Source organism: Streptomyces longisporoflavus, from assembly GCF_014649775.1.
GTDB lineage: Bacteria > Actinomycetota > Actinomycetes > Streptomycetales > Streptomycetaceae > Streptomyces > Streptomyces longisporoflavus.
Map to the genome: position 1 here is coordinate 1 of NZ_BMTR01000041.1, position 20,996 is coordinate 20,996.

Annotated in this window: 19 protein-coding genes and 1 tRNA gene; 19 read left to right on the forward strand and 1 reads right to left on the reverse strand. The window is 68.8% G+C overall.

Translation table 11 applies throughout. The features are described from left to right. The first annotated feature begins 814 nt into the window (after positions 1 to 814). From IE226_RS39645 to IE226_RS39725, 17 genes are all read left to right on the forward strand, one after another. Positions 815 to 1,186, forward strand: a complete 372-nt coding sequence (locus IE226_RS39645) for a hypothetical protein (RefSeq protein WP_190086381.1) — start codon at positions 815 to 817, stop codon at positions 1,184 to 1,186. Between the two features lie 67 nt (positions 1,187 to 1,253). Next, positions 1,254 to 1,811, forward strand: a complete 558-nt coding sequence (locus IE226_RS45485; protein ID WP_229871857.1) for a hypothetical protein — start codon at positions 1,254 to 1,256, stop codon at positions 1,809 to 1,811. A 116-nt stretch (positions 1,812 to 1,927) separates the two neighbouring features. After that, entirely contained in the window at positions 1,928 to 2,530 is a 603-nt protein-coding gene (locus IE226_RS39655) for a hypothetical protein (protein ID WP_190086382.1), read from the forward strand. A 533-nt stretch (positions 2,531 to 3,063) separates the two neighbouring features. Next, positions 3,064 to 4,254, forward strand: coding sequence for a DUF932 domain-containing protein (locus IE226_RS39660; protein ID WP_229871858.1), 1,191 nt, complete (start codon positions 3,064 to 3,066; stop codon positions 4,252 to 4,254). Positions 4,255 to 4,537: 283 nt separating this feature from the next. Then, entirely contained in the window at positions 4,538 to 5,023 is a 486-nt protein-coding gene (locus IE226_RS39665) for a hypothetical protein (protein WP_190086384.1), read from the forward strand. Between the two features lie 124 nt (positions 5,024 to 5,147). Further along, positions 5,148 to 5,221: transfer RNA gene (locus IE226_RS39670), tRNA-Ile, on the forward strand. Between the two features lie 27 nt (positions 5,222 to 5,248). After that, positions 5,249 to 6,028 (forward strand): hypothetical protein, encoded by a 780-nt coding sequence (locus IE226_RS44490; protein ID WP_229871859.1) that lies wholly within the window; start codon positions 5,249 to 5,251, stop codon positions 6,026 to 6,028. Positions 6,029 to 6,126: 98 nt separating this feature from the next. Next, the gene (locus IE226_RS39680) at positions 6,127 to 6,459 is read left to right on the forward strand and encodes a hypothetical protein (RefSeq protein WP_190086385.1); all 333 of its coding nucleotides are present in this window, start codon (positions 6,127 to 6,129) and stop codon (positions 6,457 to 6,459) included. Positions 6,460 to 6,779: 320 nt separating this feature from the next. After that, positions 6,780 to 7,040, forward strand: coding sequence for a hypothetical protein (locus IE226_RS39685; protein ID WP_190086386.1), 261 nt, complete (start codon positions 6,780 to 6,782; stop codon positions 7,038 to 7,040). A 602-nt stretch (positions 7,041 to 7,642) separates the two neighbouring features. Further along, positions 7,643 to 8,404, forward strand: coding sequence for a hypothetical protein (locus IE226_RS39690; RefSeq protein ID WP_190086387.1), 762 nt, complete (start codon positions 7,643 to 7,645; stop codon positions 8,402 to 8,404). Between the two features lie 82 nt (positions 8,405 to 8,486). Then, positions 8,487 to 8,954 carry a single-stranded DNA-binding protein gene (locus IE226_RS39695; protein WP_190086388.1) on the forward strand — a complete coding sequence of 156 codons (468 nt, stop codon included), beginning with the start codon at positions 8,487 to 8,489 and terminating at the stop codon, positions 8,952 to 8,954. Between the two features lie 457 nt (positions 8,955 to 9,411). After that, positions 9,412 to 9,735, forward strand: coding sequence for a trypco2 family protein (locus IE226_RS39700; RefSeq protein WP_190086389.1), 324 nt, complete (start codon positions 9,412 to 9,414; stop codon positions 9,733 to 9,735). A gap of 59 nt (positions 9,736 to 9,794) precedes the next feature. Then, entirely contained in the window at positions 9,795 to 11,564 is a 1,770-nt protein-coding gene (locus IE226_RS39705; protein WP_190086390.1) for a S1 family peptidase, read from the forward strand. A 487-nt stretch (positions 11,565 to 12,051) separates the two neighbouring features. Beyond that, the gene (locus IE226_RS39710) at positions 12,052 to 12,465 is read left to right on the forward strand and encodes a hypothetical protein (RefSeq protein WP_190086391.1); all 414 of its coding nucleotides are present in this window, start codon (positions 12,052 to 12,054) and stop codon (positions 12,463 to 12,465) included. 30 nt (positions 12,466 to 12,495) lie between these two features. Beyond that, a complete protein-coding gene (locus IE226_RS39715; protein WP_190086392.1) occupies positions 12,496 to 12,840 on the forward strand; it encodes a hypothetical protein in 345 nt (114 codons plus the stop codon). A gap of 129 nt (positions 12,841 to 12,969) precedes the next feature. Continuing rightward, on the forward strand, positions 12,970 to 13,686 hold the full coding sequence (locus tag IE226_RS39720) for a hypothetical protein (protein WP_190086393.1): 717 nt from the start codon (positions 12,970 to 12,972) through the stop codon (positions 13,684 to 13,686). A 461-nt stretch (positions 13,687 to 14,147) separates the two neighbouring features. Then, on the forward strand, positions 14,148 to 15,074 hold the full coding sequence (locus tag IE226_RS39725) for a replication-relaxation family protein (protein WP_190086394.1): 927 nt from the start codon (positions 14,148 to 14,150) through the stop codon (positions 15,072 to 15,074). Positions 15,075 to 15,255: 181 nt separating this feature from the next. Here IE226_RS39725 and IE226_RS39730 read toward each other — a convergent pair whose 3' ends face one another. Beyond that, positions 15,256 to 15,717: a pyridoxamine 5'-phosphate oxidase family protein gene (locus IE226_RS39730; protein ID WP_190086395.1), complete on the reverse strand. Its 462-nt coding sequence runs from the start codon at positions 15,715 to 15,717 to the stop codon at positions 15,256 to 15,258. 1,273 nt (positions 15,718 to 16,990) lie between these two features. On the opposite strand from IE226_RS39730, the gene IE226_RS39735 reads away from it, so the two are divergent. Both IE226_RS39735 and IE226_RS39740 read left to right on the forward strand, forming a co-directional pair. Then, positions 16,991 to 18,064, forward strand: coding sequence for a PDDEXK family nuclease (locus IE226_RS39735; protein ID WP_190086396.1), 1,074 nt, complete (start codon positions 16,991 to 16,993; stop codon positions 18,062 to 18,064). 358 nt (positions 18,065 to 18,422) lie between these two features. Further along, a complete protein-coding gene (locus IE226_RS39740; RefSeq protein ID WP_190086397.1) occupies positions 18,423 to 20,303 on the forward strand; it encodes an ATP-dependent nuclease in 1,881 nt (626 codons plus the stop codon). Positions 20,304 to 20,996: the final 693 nt, after the last annotated feature.

Sequence of the window (20,996 nt, forward strand, 5' to 3'; positions counted from 1 at the left end):
GCAGCCGAATACTCGAATCCTCCGGATTCTCCGTTTCGCGCGTCCCCGCGCGAATTGCCGCCCTCCGGGCGGTAGTTATCGAAATGCCCTCCGGGCTTTTCGATAACTGTTACGACTTCCAGTCGTAATGAATTCCACCCTCCGGGAGGAATTCCCGATGCGCAGTATTCGGGACGGAATTGACTGCCCGTCACCTTTTGCCTGTCCCCGTGATGGGGTGGGATTCCCTCCGGGAATCAGCCAGGGAATTTCCAATTCCCTGGCCTTGAATACAGACTACACCGTTTCCGGGAGAGGAAAGCGAACTCCCGGAACGGAAAAGGGTGTTGGCCCTCCGGGCCAACACCGGGCCGAAGGCCCGTCAGCCGCCCTCCGGGCGGACAGCCGGACCCAGGTTCCGGCAGCTGCCCGCCGGACGCCTGAGAGCGCGCCACGGCGTCCCTCACGGCCCAGCGGCCCTAGCGCGGAGACCCCGTCGACGCGCAACCCACCAAACCTGACACCCGATCCCCGAGGCCGCCGCGCCGACCGCACCCGCCCCCACCCTTCATCCAACGGGCGCGGGAGCAGGGGCAGCAGAGGGGATGTCAGCGGGCTTGCCGAGCTTGCTTGTTGGCGTGATCTGGGATGGCGCGGAGGCCCGGAGTCAGGCCGCGCAACATACAGCGCAACCTGTATCGCAACACCATGGCGCAACATCGGGCGCAACCCGCAGCGCAACGGGGGTTCTCCCCGAACAGATAAGACACTATTATTTGAAGTCCTGGGAGAGGCGACCCCCGGGAACCTCGAGGGACCGACAAAGGGGAATGACGTGGAACTCCAGATCACTGACGGGATCGTGCGCGGGGTGCGCGGAGCGGACGCGCCCATGACCAGGCGCGCGGTTCAGGCCCGCACGATCGCGAACTTCCTGCCCCTGCTGTGCGCGCGAGCAGGAGTGAAGATCGTGCACAACGCAGACCGGAACTACACGGGAATCCGGTTCGAGACCACGGCCGCCGGTCCGGTCGTGCTGGAAATGCCGGTGGGTGATGAGCCTTACCGTCTGGTTCAGGAGTTCATCGACCCGGACAAGTTGGGTCGCACGGAAGTTGAGTTGCGGCGATTCCCGCAGATCTACAAGCCCCAAGGAATCGCGCACATTACCGGCGAATTCCTCCGGTCGAAGGGATTCCTGAAGTAATCCGCACGGGGCGCCACGTTTGCGGCGCCCCTTCCCGTCCGGCACCACCGAAAGGAGAAGGGACGCCATGGAGGACACGCGTATTGCAGGGCAGACCCGGGAAAGCGAAGCCCCGCTCACAGACGCCGAGACGGAGCAAGCCAGCTACGCACTGTCGGAGTTGGCGCGCAGTGAGAGGGACCCGGAGGCTCTGAGGGTGTCTTACGAGCAGTTGGGCGTGGTCCGGCCGTTCTTCGAGTTGGGTTGGGCCATGGGTGTGCGCACCGGTCACACCGACGCGGCGATGGCAGACGTGCCGGTCGACCGGGCGGCGGTGGACCGCGCGTTCGTGAACCTGCTCTCCGGGCAAGTGGCGAATCAGCTCGTGATCGCTGTAGCGCAGATACTCGATCCGCGAGACACCGGGCCGGTGCTGTGGCAGAAGGCCAGGTATCACGGCAGCCTGACACGCTGTCACGGCGTCTACTGGGTGCAGGCGATCAAGGCGTACGCCGGTCCCGTCGGTGCGGTTCACACTCTGCGCTACGACTTGTGCGCGGTGATCGGCGGCATGCCGGTTCCTGCTGTCACGGACGTGCGGCGACGGAGTCTGACACCGCTCCCGGAGTACCGCACGCCGACGTAAGTGTGCAGGTCAGGGGTGGGTTCACTCACCCCTGAAACACACTATTATTGAAGTTGTTCGGGGGTGGCGGCCCCGCCCCCGACCCCGCAGAAACCAACGTCGAAGGGGAAACGGCAATGGCAGAGCAGGGAGCCCGGCAGATGCTGCCGGAGGTTCAGACGTACATCCAGAGCGTGGAGGCGGCCACGGCGGCCCAGAGCGCAGCCGCAGTTGCGGCGGACCAGAAGTATCCGGAGCGCTACGGCTACGGCGAGAACAGCCGCAGCCAGGCCAGCGCCTACAGCGAGGAGATCCGCAAGGTCTACGACACGGGCGCAGAAACCCTCGAGGCCGCCTGGAACGCCCTGAAGACGTCCGGCGATCCCCTGGTGAAGTGGATCGCCGAGAACTGCGGAGAATACCGGGCAGAGGCCAGGTGCATCCTGGCCGCCCTTCCTGCCACCGTCGACGAACTCGATGATCTGGCGGAAGCCAACGACTGGTGCCGCGTCTGGGGCAGCTTCCGGCAGCAGGCCATCGATGCCGGAGTCATGCCCGGCATCACTCCCCCGAGCCCGGCCAGGAAGGCAGTCTTCGAGCGGATCGATCAGGAAAGCTGCTGCCGCATGGAAGCGGGAGCCCGCCGACGCATCGGCGAAGCCCTGGACGCCCTGATCAAGGAGGCCATGACGACCGAAGCCAGCGCCGCAGAGGCGAAGGCCCCGCAAGTCCCGGCATGACCGGGACGGGCCACAAGCAGCCCGAGCCCGGATAGCAGCTACACCGAGCCGCCGCGCCCTGCTCCCCCGGCAGGGCGCGGCACCCCGGCCGGGCTCGCTGCCGGTGGGCAGTGAGCCCGGCCGCCCCCGGCATCCGCCCCCGGGCGGCTGGCCCGGGGCGGCCGACGGGGCGGCGGAACGCACGCCAGGCAGCCGGGCAACGGGGCGCAGTGACCGCGACCGGGCATGCATCAGCCCCGGACGTCCGGACACCCCCGCGGGAGTGACGCTCACCGCCCCTGCCCGGCCTGCGCCGGCGGCCAAGCCCACCGCCCCGGGTACCAGCAGGGCCGGCGATGGGTGCACCACGTACCTCCGCCGACAGGATCACGCCCGCCCCGTCCGGATCGGCGCCGCGCAGAACCCGACCGCCTGTTCAGAGGCGGGTTCACACACCCCCAGAACACACTATTATTGAAGTTGTTCGGGGGTGGCGGCCCCGCCCCCGAACCCGCAGAAACCAACGTCGAAGGGGAACCGTGACTATCACCGACGTGAACACTGCCTTCGCTGCCGAGAAGACCGCACAGGCCGAGGCAGCCCGCGAACAAGAGCGCGCCTTCCAGGCCCGCGTGGACCGGGGCGAGATCCGCATGGTCGCCGCCGACCGCTACGAGATCCTCACCGGCTGGGACCGGGGCGAGACGTTCACCCTCTCCCGCAACGCCGAGGGGCAGATCGAGCAGATCATCGCCGCTCACGGGCTCGGCGACCGGGCGGACGGCACCGCCGCCCTGTATGCGTCCTCCCCGGCCTGGCACGGCCTGGGTCAGATCATCCCCCAGGGCACCACGGACATCGACGAAGTGCTGCGCCTGTCCGGGCTCGACTTCGAAGTCATCACAGTGCCCGCCCTGTACGAGTGGCAGGGCCAGATGCGCGAGCACGCCGACCAGCAGCACACCGTGCGCGCCGACACCGGCGCCGCCCTCGGCGCGGTCGGCTCCCGCTACACGCCGATCCAGAACCGGGCGGGCTTCGTGTTCCTCCAGGAACTGGTGAGCCGCTATGACGTGGTCTGGGAGTCCGCCGGACTCCTGCGCGGCGGCAAGCGCGTGTTCATCTCCATCCGCCTCCCGGAAACGGTCGCCGTGGACGCCGACGGCATCAACGACATCGTGGTCCCCTACATCGCCGTCATGAACGACCACTCCGGCAACGGCCAGTTCCAGTGCGTCGTCACCCCCTGGCGCCCCGTCTGCGCCAACACCGAACGCTTCGCCGTCCGCGACGCAGTCACCCGCTGGGCCGTCCGGCACACCGCAGGAGCCACCAGCCAGATCAAGGAAGCCCGCCGCACCCTGGGCCTCTCCGCCCGGTACTTCGAACAGTTCGCCGCCGAAGAGACCGCGCTCGCCCGCACCGACATCGCCATCGCCGACTTCCACCAGGTCATCGCCGACCTGTGGCCCCTCGAAGAGGACGCTTCCAAACGCAAGCGGACCAACCACGCCGCCCGGCTGGACGCCATCACCGACGTGTACCGCACCGAGTCCGGCCGCGTCGGACACACCGCCTACGCCGCCGAGCGCGCCATCACCGGCTACCTCGACCACCTCACCCCCAGGCGCCCGCCGCAGTCCATGACCGAGGAAATCGCACGCGCCACAGCCCTACTCGAAGGCGCCGACGACGAGATCAAGTCCAAAGCGCACCGCCGCCTGCTCCAGCTCCGCACCCGCTGAGACCCGAGACCGGCAGCCCCAGCCGACAGACCCCCGTGCGGGCCGGGAACCCCGAGCCCGGCCCGCACGGGCCCCAACCTCCCCACAGCGCGCAGCACGCGTTCCCGCCCGCCCGCGGAGCGCGGAGCGCGGAGTCCGCCCGCCCGGCCCCCGTCCCTGCCGCGGCAACGCGACATGCCGGCGGCGCAGCCCGCCGCCCCGTCAAGACACATGCGCCGGGAGGCGCGGGGCGGCCGACACCGGGAGCCCACCGCCCACCGCCCCGTTCCCGCAAGGAGCCCTCATGCCTGCACGCCCCGAGCTCACCCGCCCCGGCGACGACGCCATCGCCGCCGCCACGAGCCGCACCCTGAGCGCCCTCACCGCCGTGTTCCAGGCACTCCAAGACGGCGAACACACCCTCAACCTCGCAGTCCAGCGGACCGACCACGCGTTCGTCACCGGCCGGACCGATCTGTCCATCGCCACCGAACCGATCCGCCTGGCCGTACGCGACGAAGACGAATTCTGCGCCCTGCACGGCCTGTTGGTCCTCGCGCTGGAGGGCAGCACCATGCGCAGCGCCGTCCTGGTCGCGACCACCGCCGCCCAGCCCACCCCCCGTGCATGCGGCTGGACCGTGCACGGCGGGTGGCTTCACCCCACGGACACGGCCGCGCTCCAGACCGCCGTCATTCCCTGCCCCGACCTCTGCGCCCTCACCCGCGAGGTCTACCAAGCCCCGGCCCTGCCGCTCCCCGGCACCGGCAAGGAGAACCCCCGTACCTGACACCCCCGGCCCCGCCCCGGCACCCGGCCACCACCACGACATCCACGCCGGCAGCCGGGCCGCGCAGAACAGTCCAGAGGCCCGTGATGCCCCCGAAGGGGACGACCCCGCAACCAACCACCGAGGTGCTGTAGCTCAGCCGGCAGAGCGCGGATCTTATAAGTCCTGAGGTCGTGGGTTCGAGTCCCACCAGCACTACTGCAACACCCCACCGCATGAACGGAGTTGCACGACACCGAAATCCCCCGGCCGCGCGCGCCGCTCCCGGGCATCAACAAGCCCCGGCACGCGGACCTGACAAAGACCGCGGTGCCGCTGCCCAAGGCACACGTCGTCAATACGCTGTTCGCGCACGTCGCCGCTGCCTGCCAGTACGACATCCGCAAGCCCGAGACGTGGTCGGACCTCACCGCGCGGCAGGCCCGCTGCCTGCTGCTCCTCCAAGCGCCCGGCCAGGACGACAACAGCAGCTACCGGATCCGAAGGCCGCGGGCGAGCCGGTCGCCCGTCACCGGCCCGCCCCCGCCGCATGAGCGCACGTTCCCCCACCCCTCGGCCCGGGCACCCGCGTGCCCGGCCGACCCCCTGCCCCGCGTCGCAGAAAGGCGAACCAGCATGACCTTCACCATGGACGAGGTCCTCGAATTCATCGGCCGACTGCCCGATGCAAGCGAGGTGTCGAAAGTCCAGGAGGCCTGCGCGCAGCGGCTCAGCGCGATCGACGAGGAATCCTTTACCGGACTCGTGTCCGGACGCCGCGCCCGCATCAACCAGTCGCTTCGCCCGGCCGTGCTGCGCAGTCTCACCGGCACCGTGCAGGGACGCAACCGCACCGGCAGGCGCGCGGGCTTCCTGCTGGACGAAAAGTCCACGCGCAGCCTGCGCCGCGACCCGCGCAACGGCGCGCCCGGCAAGCCCCGCTACCGCGTCCCCGAGGACACGACACGCTTCCGGCTCCCGGGCGGCATCCCCGTCGCCTGCCTGGACGAGATCGAGGACGACTGACCGGGCCGAGAACGCCGTCCCGACCGCGGGGCGGCGCCCGCCGACCACCGGTCGACCGACCGGGCCCCCGGGCCCGGCCCGCACATGAAAGGCCCGACATGACCGACCAGCCGCAAGCCCCGCTCCCCGTCCCGGACGGCGAAGTCCCCCACCGCCCCCTGACCCTTGCAGTGCTGCGCCGCCTGATCCGCGCGAACTGGAGCCGACTGCCCGGCGACACGCTCGTCGTGCTGTCCGGGGACGCCGAGGGCAACTGCTTCTCCCCGCTCGGTGGCTACAGCCTCTCCCGGTACGCGCCGACCAGTGATTTCGCCGGCGACATCTTCCCGCTGCCGCAGGAACTGGAGAACGACGCGGAATTGCGCGAGCTGTACGCGGACGACACCCCCGACACCACCCAACCCGCCCTCGTCCTCTACCCGCTCGGCTGAACCAACCCCCGGAGCCGGGACGCCCCCGCCGACACCCCGCCCCCGGGCAGCCAACACCCCTCTCCCCGCGCTCTTCGCGACCACGGTTCCCCCGAAAGCGGCGTGTCATCGCCATACCCGCCCCACCCCAGCCACGCACGAAGGACCACAGGCCCCGGTGCTGGTCATCAGCCACACAACCGATCACGACCCGGTCGGCCTGCGGACGAGCCCGGTCCCCCGTCTGCATCTGGCGCGCTCCGCTCGTGCTCCCAGGCAACCGCAGCTACCCAGACTTCACACTCCGCCACCTGCCGCGCCGCCGGGGACTGATCCTCGTCATGGCCGCCCCGGACGACAACACCCTCTACCCCTGGGCCACCGCCATCGGTACCGAGGCCCTCATCCCCTCAGACAACCCCAACTGGCTGCACCCGCGCCTGCACAACGCCACCCAATGCCGCTCCGCCCGCCGGGAAGCGCCCCCGGCCGACGGCCCCGCCGCCCCTCCCCCGCCAGACGGCACCAGACGCCCGGCCCCGCCGCGCTCCCGCGAACCGAAGGAACTGACCCAGGCACGCCATACCCCAACGCCGCGCTGACCGGCCACTGGCGGGCGGACTACTGGTGCCGTACATGGCCCTGATCCACGACGCTCACGCGGCCTTCGGCGTCCTCGACGCCGACAAGACCGCCACCGCCTTCCAACGACGCCTCTGCTAGATCTGCGCACACCCACTGGACGAACGATGCTTCCTGCCCGTCCGCCCGGCCGACGTCCTCATGCGCTCCTACCGGAACCGGCACTGCACCCCGAGTACCTGCCCCTGCACCGCCGACCACCACCCGATACCCAACGCCACCGCCACGCACTACCACCGCTCCCCGCCCTGACCGGCCACGCCGCCGGACGGCCCTGCCCCGACCCGTCCCGCCTCTGCCCGACCCGCACGACGGGCGAGGGGCACACCGCCCGCAGCGCAAGCCCCGCCGACCGATACGAGGCCTGGATGACCCACACCCGGCTCATCCTGCTGCCCGACCGGACGGAAGTGCCCTGCGGCATCAGGCCCCGACGCACCCGTCCTGCGCAAACACGTGCTGCGCACCGCCCCCCTCACCCCCGACCAGCAACACCTGCCGAACCTCTGCAACGCCCTGATAAACGGGGCCCGAGGGCCCCTCTCCGCGGAAGGAAACCGCCATGCCGATCACACCGGACCCGGCCACCCCCGCAGGCAAGGCCATCATCGACCTGGCCGACCTGATGGACGACCTCCGCGAGCGCACCGGCCAATGGCCCGCAGCAGACACCGTCAACATCCTCCAAAACTGGCTGAACCGCTTCCGCTTCACCACCACCGACGCCCCCACCACGCAGGCAGCAGACCGGGCAGGGATCCTCCACCCACGGGACCGGCACAGCGATGAGGCGACCCTCCGGTCCGACAAGGCCTCCGCCCCTGCCCGGCTCGCACAGCAGGTACGCAGATCCCCGGACGCCACGGCAGGCACCAACGACGCCCCCTACCCCCCTCCCACCGACAACCAGACCGCCGTGAACCCCTCCTACGGGCCGAAAAGCAACCGCCGCGAAGCGGATCACCCGCTGCACCCCGCCGACAACACCCCTCACGCGCACCCGCCACTCCCCCTCAGCCTCGCCGACCCCGAAGCCTGCGCCCAGGCCAACAGCTCCGCCGTCTTCCACCCCCAGGCCAACCCCGACGACGAAGGCCTGCCCTGCATCGAAATCGCAGGCACCCTCGTCTTCGCCTACCTCGACGCCGACCTCAAAGCCCTACGCATCTCCGTCCACCTGGACACCACCAACGAGCAGCTGGTCCGGGCCGACGGCACCATCCCGCTGCAAGTGGAGATCGAAGACACCACGATCCTCGACACCCTCGCCCCGCCGGCGGACCGGCGCGACCGACCGGACGGAAAACCCATCCGCGGCGCCTGACCCGCCCCACCGCAGCCGAAATGCCGACAGGGCGGCCGACCACCCACAATAGACACTATTATTTTGAATAGGAGGCGGTTGCATGGCCCCGACTTTCACGCACCTGACCGGCACCGTCGCCGGTGACGTGGAAGTCCGCTACACCCAAGACGGCATCGCCGTCTGCCGCTTCCTCCTCACCCAGACCCCCACGCAGTGGGACGCCGCCGCACAGAAATGGCACGACCTCGACCCGATCACCTACATCTGCACCGCCTGGCGAAACCTGGCCCGCAACGCCGCCGAATCGCTCGCCGACGGGATCACCGTCCTGGCCAAGGGACGCATCACCGCAGTCAAGGACGACTCCGTCTACCTGAGCGTCGACGACCTCGGCATCAGCCTGCGCCAGCGCATCGCCTACACCGAAACCAGCCTGCCCAGTCCGAACGCCGCCCGCCCGGTCGCCGCTTCCCCGGCTCCGCAGCCTGCCGCCACATCCCCACCGGCCACCGGGCCGAACCACCTGCCCGCCTGGTGGCAGCAGAAACCGGCCACCAGCCGGCCCTAGCCCCGCTCCTCCGCCCCTCCGCCCCTCCGCCCCTCCGCCCCTCCGCCCCTCCGCCCCTCCGCCCCTCCGCCCCTCCGCCCCTCCGCCCCTCCGCCCCTCCGCCCCTCCGCCCCTCCGCCCCTCCGCCCCTCCGCCCCTCCGCCCCTCCGCCCCAGGCGGGCATCCCCTACGAGGAACCGCCAAGGGGTTCGCGGGAGCACACCACTACTCCGGCTCATCCGGCCTTATCAGCATCTGTCAAGTACCAGTGCAGGTCATGGGGTTGAAGCTCGTGCAGGCACGTACGGCACGGTTCCGGTCGGGACAGGGCGAACTGTGCCGCAGGAAGCGGGCGTGCAGTTCCCTTCGATCCCTCTACGGCAGCCGATACAGACGCAGATGCGGACCTCTGAAGAGGAAGTTCCAAAGTGCGAGCGCGGAGGGCGGGTGCGCTGTCAATATCAACCGGGGAGGAAACATGGATGATCGGATTGCCGCCGGACTGGCAGAGACGATCCAGGCGCTCCGCAGTGAGCTCACCGCTGCGATGCGCAGTGGCCACAACGAGGCCCTGCGGTTCGAACTGGGGGCCGCGGAGCTGAACGTCACTCTGGCGATCACCCGAGAAGCCTCAGGGGACGCCGGGCTACGGTTCGGCGTGGTCTCTTTCGGCACAAAGGGGCAGGCCGGGGACCAGACCACCCACCAGCTGTCGCTGTCTCTGACACCAGTCACCATCGACGGCAACGGTCGGGCCGCATCAGTCCAGGTCAACGCCCGAACAACAGATGAACCGGACTGACGCTCCGCAGCGACGGAGATCGAGACGAAGGGCAGCCGGTGCTCAGCGAGAGACGGGTAGTGGAGATCTATGAGCCTCAAACGGGCTCAGTCGGCTCCGGCTACCTGATCAACGACTACACGGTGCTGACCGCGCGGCACATTGTCCAGGGCGCCCTACCGGATGACGGGCCACTCACTCCCCCGCCCCAACGGGACGTGGAGCACGGGCTGGTTGGTCTCCCACGGAGCTACCCGCGTTGCCGTATCCGGCCGTTACATCGCGGCGGCCAGGTGAGTTTCAACGACGCTGTCGTTGCATGGTGGTCATCCCGGATCGATGTCGCCCTGCTGGTCATCACAGACACCACAGGATGGGAAACCGTGCGGGCCGGCAACAGCGGGGCCTTTGGCAAGCTGCCCATGTGGGCGGATGTAACCGGGGGGCATCCGTTCGAGGTCACCGCAGTGGGGTTCCCTGACGGCGACGTGGACGGACGGATACGTGAGTCCCGGCAGATCAAAGGCTTCGTCACACCGCTGTCTGGCGTGAAGAGCAACCGCTGGGTCGTCCAGATCGAGGGCGGAGCCCGACTCGCGAGGCCGAATGGCGGCAGCACCTGGGCCGGCATGTCGGGGGCGGCACTGTTCGCCGACGATCTGCTCATCGGAATCATTGAATCGGACAAGGCCCCCGGCCATCCCGAGCGAAGAGAGCTTTGGGCCCTTCCAGCCAGGGCCTTCGCCGACGATCCGCACCTGACGGCCTGGGTGAAACGTTGGGGCAATACCTGGATCCGATCTCCGGCAGACCCCGGCGACCCCGTACGGATGCTGCGCCGGATCGTCGATGCCAACCAGAGCCTGCCAGTGCTGGACGGCGCATCCACGTCGAAGATCGCGCAGGCATTGACAGCGCTGCAGCATGCGCGCGACGACCAGATGACCACACGGCGAGCCGTGGGACGCACCCTGGCAATGATGCGCAGTAAAGGCGTGCTCCACGACGATCTCGACTTCGAGATGTGGGAAGTCGTCTTCAGATCGTTGCGGGAACTGCGCACAGCACTGGCGGATGCCTACACCGAACTGGTCGTCACGGGGCCAGAGTCAGTGAGGGCTGCGATCGACGCCATGCTCACCACGATCCGCAGCTACCTGGGACGGCATGAAACGTCCTTCCACCACCACTCCACTGAGGGAACCGGCAGCTGGCTGCAGGTACAAAACAGCTGGCCGGGTCTGCCGCGCGCCTCCCTTGAACTTCTTGCGGTGCGCGAAACCCTGGCCGCGCTGATCTACCCGCTCAATCAGTACGCCGAAAAAGGCGAAGTCACTGAACCAGCGGCTGACGGAAACGTCTGGGCGGCCGCCAGCATTGAGCTCACCACCACCCAACCCACCTACTTATCACCGGCAAGAGCCTATTACGGTTTTGTCGCGGGCCATGCCGCATCGGGGGCGCCGTTGGTATCGATGACAGTACTGGCAACCGCGCTGGAAAGTGAGCTGCGCTCGTTGCGTACGGCCGCGCTCGAAGAGATCGCCTACCGGGCCGGACAGGGAGATATACCTGCGGCGAGAGCACTTCTCGATCTCCTGGGGCACCAGGACCGAGAGTTGCGCACACGAGCCGAGAACACGCTGCATGAGCTGCCCCTGGACGCCGCCGAGGACCGCCACGTTGCGCACCTTATCGTTGTGGCCCGCGACCCGCTGAAGGGCTGGGCCACGTCCTATGACGTGGCGCGGGACCAGGACAGGAATACGCGAGTACGTGCTGCGGCCCTACGGCTGCTGGCGCCATGGAAGGCAGTACTTGACCATCTTTCCGGACTCGACTTCGACTGAACCCGTCGGTGACTTCCTGGAGCCTTGGGCCCCTGCCGCTTCCCGGCTTCCGGCGCCGCAGCGTCCGCAATGCGTTCCGGCCGCTAATCCCGGGCGTACCGGAACTCTCCGCCATACAGAGCGCAGCATTCGCAGGCCCGGCCGACCACCGCATAGAGGTCACCCGCACGCTGCCCGGCCCGGACGGCAACCCCCGATACCGCGCAGCTTGCTGACCCGGGCCGCGGCAGTACGGCCGGTTCCCGCGCATGGGCGGCCCCTGCAGCCGCGTATACGCCAAGACGGGTGTGGTCTCCCAGCACCTGAACGCCGAGGGTCAACCGCCTCAAGCGCGAGCTCAGCCGTCCGGTACGGATCCTGAAAGCTCACGGGACTTCGCAGCGACGAGGGAGCGGACCGAAGAAGCGTCCTCCCTTCCGTGCGGCGCCCGGCCGTCTCCGCTCGGATCGGCGGTGAGTGACTGCCCGTCAAGGGCCGGACGACCGACGTGGTCAAGCAGTGGCATGCCAGCGCGCCGGTGCCGTACAGCCGGTCATACGCCACCCTGCCCCGCGCCGGTGACCGGACGGGCAACACGCGCTGCGCCCTGGTGCTGGGCAGCTACACTCCCCTTCCCGGCCTCCTGCTCCCGGGCGGACGCCGGCCGCGGCTCGCCTGCCTGCACGCGGAGGCGAAACAGGTGCGCGGCGACAGCTTCCGCGCCGACCCGCGCATCGCCGATCCGGTCCGGCACGCAAAGACGTGCGCAGTCGGCCCGGGCGGAGTCGACCTGGGCGTCGTCGGCCCGGAGTTCACCGCCCTGCACCACCAGATGCGCGAAGCGCTGACGATGAAACCCCTCAAGAAGCCCGGGCCGGCCCGCGGCAGCGGCCGCCGCCCGACGTGCGACCACTGCAGCTGACGCCACCGCCGCCCGTCAGGGGGATACTCCATGACGATGACTACGGCCCAGCGCATCCTCGACCTCGCCGCGGCGGCACCGGCCAGCCGGGACGAGGACCTGGTGGTGCTCCTGCGCGAGGCGAACGGGCTGTACCAGCAAGGCCTCAAGGAGCTGCACCGGGATGCGGCAGCACGTCTTGCCGGGTCGCCCACCGCGGACCTGGTGACCGCAGCGGAGGCAGCCGGTATGCCCTGTGATGCCGCGCAGGGCCGTGACGAGGTGATCCTGCTGCTGGCGCTGGCCGCATGGGAGATGACGCCGGCCGCCATGGCGTACACGCAGATGGCCGAGGCCGCCGCTCGCCGCGGTATCTGCCTGATACCCGAGGAATAGGGCCGGGCCGCCGGCACAGCCGCCCGGGAAAGTTGCGCGCCGGCTGGACCACCGACCGAGACTCCTGCCATTATTTGCTTTGCGGGCCGGGCCGGCCGGCCCAGTGCCGACAGGACGGACGGTTGTGCCATGACCTCGCGCCGCGAGCCCCGCCTGGCCGACGCCGCCGAGATCGCGGCCGAACAGGGCCTGACACCCGCGAGGATCACCGGCCTCTACACGGGGCGCGCACAGAACGCGGCCGGCACGACATTCCCCGAGCCGGCCGGCAAGCGCGGCCGCGCGCGCCTGTGGGACCACGCGGAAGTCACCGAGTGGTTCGCCCACCGGGCGCCGGCACGGCTCGCTGCACACACACCGCCCTCGCTCGACCCCCAGACGCTGCTGAACGCGGCCGAAGCCTCGAGGTATCTCGGGTACAAGAACTCCAACCAGGTCACCACCTTCGTGCGCGACCACCCCGGCTACTTTCCCGAACCGGACGCGGTCGAGGAGAAGGGCACGGCCGAGAACCCCTACCGCCGGCAGCTCTGGAAGGTGCAGACCCTGCAGGAGTGGGCGGCCACCCGGCCCGGCCGCGGCAGGCGGGCGGGAGCCAAGGCCGCACCGCCTCTTCCCGACGTTCCCCTCCACGGCGATCCCGACGAACTGCTGGGAGCCAGCCAGGCGGCCGCCCTGCTGGGGTTCAAGAGCATCAGCTCGTTCTCCAGCAGCCTCTCCCAGGGCAACCTCCCGCTGCTGAAAACCACGGACGGCATCGCCGAGAACGCCGGACGCCAGAACGGGCGCCGGCGCTGGACACGCCGGCGCATCCTCGATCAGGCGGCCCAACGGTCCCGGAAGTAACACCCCGGCGCTGAGCGCACCGACGCCCACCGCCCCCTGAACGCGGCTCCCGGCCAGGGGAGTCGGCCCCCTGCGGGCCGGGTGCCGCACGACGGCCGGCACGGCTCGCCACCGTGCCCCGCAGCAGCCGCGGCCGCTGCGGACCCCCCGCCCCTGGGCACCCGGGCCCTGTCTGCACATACGGCGCGGCAGCCTGCCCGCCGGGTCCCCAAAATCCTCAGCCCGCCTTTCCGCGCCCCCTTTGCCCCGACCACCGGCCCTACCACCTAAGCGTTGCCGTTTCGTGACCGTGGTCGGGGCTCAGTGGTCGGGCCTCTGGTCGGGCCCCGCTGGTTTCATCACCAGCAGCCAACGGGACCGGCAGCCCCGCCGCCGGCCGCGAAAGGAGCACCCATGAGGAGCGCTGCCATACCGGCCGGCCCCCAAGTTCCCCGGCCCGGCCGCACACGGAAGGGACTTGCGTGACCAGCCCCGCGCCCAACACTCCCGCCACGGGCCTGGCGCCCAGCACCGTCGACCCCCTTCGCGGCCAGGTGCTGGCCGCCCTCGCCCAGCACCGCATCGCCACCACCGGCCAGCTGCGCCAGATGCTCCGGCCCGCCGGTACACGCCAACTGCTCTCCCGCGTCCTGAACCGGCTGCGATCCGAAGGACTCGTCGCCTGCTCGGAGCTGCCGCACGCCAACCGCACGCGCACCAAAGCCTGGTACCTCACACGGGAAGGCTCACGCCTGACCCGCGACCTGCCCGTGCTGCGCGGACGCCCCCCCTACACCGTCGCCTCCCCCGCGGCCGCGTCGCTGAAGATCCCCCACACCCTCGCCGTCGTGCGCGCCCACCTCGCCTTCGCCGCAGACGCCCGACAGCGCGGAGACGAACACGGCCCCCACGACTGGACCCCCGAAGTCGCCCACCACCTCGGCGACGGCCAACGCCTCATCGCCGACGCCCTCATGCACTACAGCCTGGCCCGCCCCGACGGCGGCAGCACCAAACTCCGCGCCTTCATCGAAATCGACCGCACCACCATGAGCAGCGAACGCATGGCCTCCAAACTCATCGAGTACGCACGCTTCCACCGCTACCAACCCACCCCCGCCGGCCGCCGCACACCCGCCCCGTCGCTGGAGGGGCCTGCATGGATGCGCTGGTATCCCCTCTACCCCCGCATCCTGTTCATCCTCACCGGCGCCACCCGCCGCACCCTGAACAACCGCACCACCGACCTCAGGTCCATGGCCGACATCCACCCCGCCGTCACCGACCTCGCCCGCCACACCCCCCTCGCCGCCGCCATTCTCGAAGACCTCGAACAACACGGGCCTGCTGCCCCCCTCTGGACACCCCTCACCGGAACCCCGGAGCCACGGCCCTGGACCGACCTCTGACAGACGCAGCCAGGCCCCCGAGGAGGCGACAGCCACGGTTGCCTCACGTGCGGCGCCTCCTGCACAGCAACGTGCGCCCGGATCAACGAGCCCGGCACAGCGCCGGGTTGCTTCTGGGCAGAGCCTGGTACTCCAGCTGCAGACCGTGATCCGGGAGAGGCGCGTCGGCGAGGGAGGGCCGTTATTCCAGCCACATTCCGTCGCGCATGATGACTCTCCCGCGCAGTTCCGGCTCGCCGCGCCAAGCGCGCACAGTCCCCGGGGCCACGCGTACATACAGAAAGGAACCCTCTTCCACGCGCGGATCCCACCCGAACTTGTCGGCGAAGGCCTCCGCTGCGCCTCCGGGCACCTCCTGGTCCGCGAAGCACTCCGCCTCCCCCTGGAGGAGCACCACGTCGAAGGTGTCCGGCAGCGCCAGGCGCACACGCGGCTCCTTGCGGACGTTGCGCGCCGTCACGGACGTGGCGCTGGTGCACATCCACACTGCTCGTCCATCCCACAAGAACCACAGCGGCACCTGGTGCGGCCCGTGATCAGGGTGAGCCGTCGACACCCATACATCCCGCTCGGTAACAAGCCGCTCCAGGGCGTCGCGCATACGCACCGCCCTCTGGCGGCGAACGATCCCCGTTCTCTCCATGCAGACCGACCCTAGCCAGCAGGCGCGAAGCGCACCTGAGGCGCAGGACCTACGCCATACGACCGATGCCCCCCCAGCACGCCCCCCACGGCACGTCCCCCTCGGCGCCGCCGTCCTCGAAGACCTCCGACAACACAGGCCTGCCGCCCCCGTCCGGACACCCCTGGCCGGAAACCCGGAACCCCGCCCCCGGACTGACCTCTGCCCCCAGCCGAACAAGCCACAGAACCGCTACCCGCCAGCCGGCCCCGGGCCCGCCCCCGCACACGCGGGAACCGCCTACCCCGCCCACCAGATGCAAGGCCGGACACATTCGAAGGACAACACGCCCCTCCCCCTGCACATCCAAGACGTGACCCCGCTGACACACCTTCACATCCCAAGCCCCCCACCAAAGGATGAAGCTCAAGCTGACATCGAGACACCCACAACACGATCACCCGATACGCCCCTCACCCCACACCCCCCCGGGACCGGCAATCCAGGCCCGCACGGCCGCCAGAAGCAGCACCACACGACGCCCCGTGCCACCCGCAAAAAGCGGGCAACCGCCCCCCGCAGCCACCACTCCCCTCCCCCGAGACCGCTTCACCGAAGGAGGTACGTCACGCAGGTCCAGCCGTCGTATCCGCGCCGTGCACGCCACCACCGTCCACGACACCCGGGCACACCGGTGCGAGAGGCCGCCAGGACGGGCCGGACCCCGGCCCCCACGCACAAGCGGGTGGCAACGATCACCCGGTGCCGGAGCCGTTCCGGGGAACAGCGGGCGAGGAGCCCGCGGTGCACGGCGGGCGCGGCACTGACGCGCAGGGTGTAGCCCTGGCCGCGCTGCACGGTCACCCCCTGGTCGAGCGGCCCGCTCGGCAGGCTCCCGGTCAGCGGCGCGGAGGAAGTCGGCGACCTTGCCCGGCATGTCGAGGGTGACCGGCAACTCCGGGCCCGGGACGTCCCCCTCGATGGTGATGTGGTCGGGCATGAGGTCGGCGACAGCCGTGCGGACGGCGTCGCGGCCGACGTCGCGGCCCCGGGCGAGGGCGGCGATCGAGCGGTCTTCCAAGTACGCGGTGCGGACGGCGTCGGTCTTGTCGGCCGCCACCGCTTAGCCAGCTCACCGGTTACCGCCGGGGACGCCCCGGACGAGGCTGCAGAGCGGCGACCCACAGCATGTTCCATGAGTCTTCACAGGCCGATCAAACATGGCCAGCCGGCGGTGAACCGCGCGTGATTGAAGGAGACCTAGCCGCCGGGGGATCGTGCATAGGATCGGGTCGTGGCAGGCAAATTGATCGGTAAAGGACCCTTGCGCGGCTACCTGCTTGAGGAGGTGCTGGCCTGGCTGTTGCGCTCCAGCGGCTTCGAGGTCCTGACGGCGGACGACGACAAGGACAAAGAGCCGTGGAAAGTGCTGAAGGATGACAAGAACGGCCTGCTGGTTCGTGGACGCGGTGCCTGGCACCAGGTCGACGCCCTCGGACAGTTCCGGTACGTCCCGCCGTTCTCCCTGCCGGTGCGCTTGTTTGTCGAGGCAAAGTACTTGACCACAGCTCCAGTTGGCCTGCCCACCGTACGCAACGGCCACGGTGTGATCCACGATGTGAACGAGGGCGAGACCACCACGCTCACCGCTCCGGGAACCGGTCGGCCACGGACGCGATACCGCTATAGCTACGCGATCTTCTCCACATCCGGCTTCAGCCCCGAGGCGCAGGACTACGCGCTCGCCCACCAGATATCCCTGATCGACCTCTCCGCGCCGGACTTCGCCGTCCTGCGGACTCTCGTCAAGAACACGGCCGACACGATTCATGCAGTGCTCGACGCCACCCCGGCGGTCGAGCGGCCGAAATTGCACGAGATACGGACGTATCTCCGCTGGCCACTCCTGGACATGGACCCAGGCGACGTGGAACTGCCCGGTGCGATCCGCGGCCCCCTCGATTACCTGGCGCAAGCCCTGTACAGCCGATCGCAGCTCGGTCTTGTTCTGGCCTTTCCAGCAGCACCTTTCGTCCTGGGACTGGCCTCGGACCACCTCTACGACTTCGTGGAATACGCGAGAGCGCACCCCACACACGCGGTGCGCCTGCGTCGCATCAATCAGGCAGCCTCACACCCCGTTTGGGAGCTGCGCTCCGCGGAGCACCCCGAGGCATACGCGTTGCGGTTCGGACTGCCGGAACGCGTGGAAGCCTGGGTTGTCGAGCAAGACGAAGGAATGCCCTCACGAACCCGGTACATCAAGCGCAGCATGCTGTCGACCATGACCCTGTACTGGATGGACGGGGAGCACGCGCAGACCTTCCAACTCCGCTACGAACCAGGCGAACTCCGCCTCGACGGCTGACCGCCAGCACGCGACGCCCTCCCAGCGCCCGGGCCCGTCGGGGCGACCGGACACCGAGGCAGATGGAGGAGCAGACCAGCCTACGATGCACGCCTTGGAGAGCCGCGGTGTGCGCTGCCTTGAAGTATCTGCGGACAGCATCCGGCGGTCTCGCACAGGGCAACTTCGCTGAGAGCGCTGTCACCGGAAGAGCCGGGACGGGGAGTGGGAGCGGAAGTTGGATGGGACTGGGGGTGGCGATGCGACGGACGCTCTAGGATGGGCCGACCGGGGTTGGGATTGAAGCGCCAAGAACCCTTGCAACGCAGGCTGCGGGCTCGCGAAGGATGATCGGCGCGGAAGTTGGAGCGGTCGCGCAGTGCACCTGAACAGCTTTAGCGTCAGTGGTTTCCGCTCGTTGACCGACGTCGCGGACATCCCCATCAGGAAGCCCACGATCCTCGCCGGGCACAACGATGGCGGTAAGAGCGCACTGCTGAACGCTCTTGCTTTTCTGCTCGGCAAGCATACGTTGGCGGAGGACGACCGCACATACCTGAGCGTCGAAGGGGAAGACGAGTCCGCGCTGCCGGTGCGGTGCGAGGAGACCGCCGTCGTCGGATCGTTCACCCTGGACACTTGGGAGCAAAAGGTGTTCGGGCTCCCCGAGCAGGTTCAGTTGCGCCGTTGTTCGGGAGAGGAGTTGGTTCCCTGCCTGGAGATTTGGCAGCGCCTTCCGGATGATGAGCGGTTGCACGATCTGTCGCAGCACCTGGCAACAGGCTTGAAGGACTTGGTGAAAGAGTTCGAACTCACTCCCGCATCCACGCGCAAACCGGACCTGGAGCAGGCTCTGCGGGCCTACGGGCGTGAGAACGCCAGCTCTGAGGGCTGGGCGCCCGCCCCGTCCGGTCTCGACAAACGTATGCCGCGGTACCTTCCCTTCGACGGCAAGGTGGCCAAGCCGGATGACGCCGTCAAGACCGCGCTGGTCGGCCGCTTCCAGAGCCACATGACCGATCCGGAACTCAAGGGCAAGCTCACCGCCATCGAGGACGAGGTCCAGGACCGGTTGCGCATTGACGCCAAGTCCCTGTGCGACCACATTCAGACACGCTGCCCGGATCTGACGAAGGTCTCCGTCGATCCGGACGTTTCCTTCCAGCAGGGGTTCAAGGCTGCACCGCTGCGTATCGCACGCCGGGCCGGTGAAGCGGTAGGGCTGGATCGGACCGGCTTGGGCAGCAATCGCCGTATCTCTCTGGCCATCTGGGAATGGACCAGCGAGTTGTTGGCTGAGGAAGAAGACACAGCTCCCGCCACGACCCCAGGTGGGCGCGGGGCGTCCGAACCGCCGCCCGTGCAGACGATCGTGGTGTACGACGAGCCGGATACGCACCTCGACTACACACACCAGCGCAAGATCATGCAGCTGATCCGTGCGCAGAGCAAAGTCCGGAACGTCAGCGTCCTGGTGGCAACCCACTCGATGAACCTCATCGACGGGGTCGATATCTCCGATGTGGTGCATCTGAAGCTGGAGAACTACCGCACCGTGGTGGAACGGCTCGGCGCAGGGCTTCTCGGTGACGAGATCGATGCACACCTGGGGAAGATCGCGGCCACGGTCGGACTGCGAAACTCTGTGCTGCTGCACGAACGCTGCTTCCTGGCCGTAGAAGGCGAGACCGAACAGCGCGCCTTCCCGCTGTTGTTCCGGTTGTGCGAAGGGCTGTCACTGCAGGCTGCCGGCATCGCTCTGTGGGCTTGCTTCAACAACGAAGGTGCCCTCCACCTGGCCCGGTACCTCGCCAAACACGGTCGCACGATCATGCTGGTCGTCGACGCCGACAGCCGCAACGTGAGCAAGGGCATCTTCAAGACGCCCAAACTCACCCAGTTCTTCGGACCCCACGCCCGCCGCTACGTGACCTTCCTGGGAGAACCCGAGGACAACGCACCGCAGGAAGAGAAGTTCAACGAGCTCGAAGAACTCTTCCGCGACGACGTATGGGCTCAGGTAGCCAACAAGATCTGGGCCAAGGACGACGGCGCCTGGCAGCCTGCCGACTTCGCTGCCCTTCGAGGCCAGGGCAAGTTCAGCGGAGCAGTCCAGGAAATGCTGCAGGAGAAAAGCGCGAGCGGCCCCGGCGGCAAACCCGAGATGATGTACGAGTTGGCCATGGCACTGGAGGACGCGAACGATGTACCCGAGCAGTTGCGAAGCGTCTTCAAACGACTCGGAGAACTAGCGTCCTGAGGTGTCCTCGCATGACCTCGCCGCCTCCGGAACCGGAAGGACGCTTGCGGCGGCGTGCCTGCATTCTCTCCTTGCGTTGCTCCAAAGTCGGAGTAACCCACTCGTGCCACCCCACGGGCGGCTTCCATCGCTGCATGTGCTCGCGTTCATCAACCCCACACCAACGGCAGCCGCTGGGCGCAGGTATCCGCAGGTCAGACCCCTCAGTGGACATCTCCACTCCTTCCCCTGAAAACATTCTGCCCGCTACCACTGACATCACCCTCGCCACCCAATCGCCCTGTCGGAGCGAGGACTCGCAGCGAGCGGAAGCCTTTGCATCCTCACTCTCCGACAGGCTTCCCGTGGATGCCTCCCGGGGACAGGCCAGACGCCTCCCAAACGCCTGACTCGTGTGGTGAAGCGCTTGTCGGTAGCAGAGGGTGGGCGAGAGCGACCTGGAGCGAGACCTCACCGCCCATCCGGCCGCTCTCGGCAAGGGCGACGGCAGGAATATGGACCCGCTCGAAGAGACCTTGTGGCCTAGAAGACGCCGCGCGCGGCCAGAACGGCGCCGGTGAGAGCCGGCCCCCTCCGCAGCTGCAGCTCCCGATCACCTGGCCCCGGACGCGGTCTCTGATTGGCTGTCATGGAAAGCGAGACTCGGCGGGCAGACGCCCCGGTTTGCAGAGGCAGCCCTCAGCACCGGCGCCA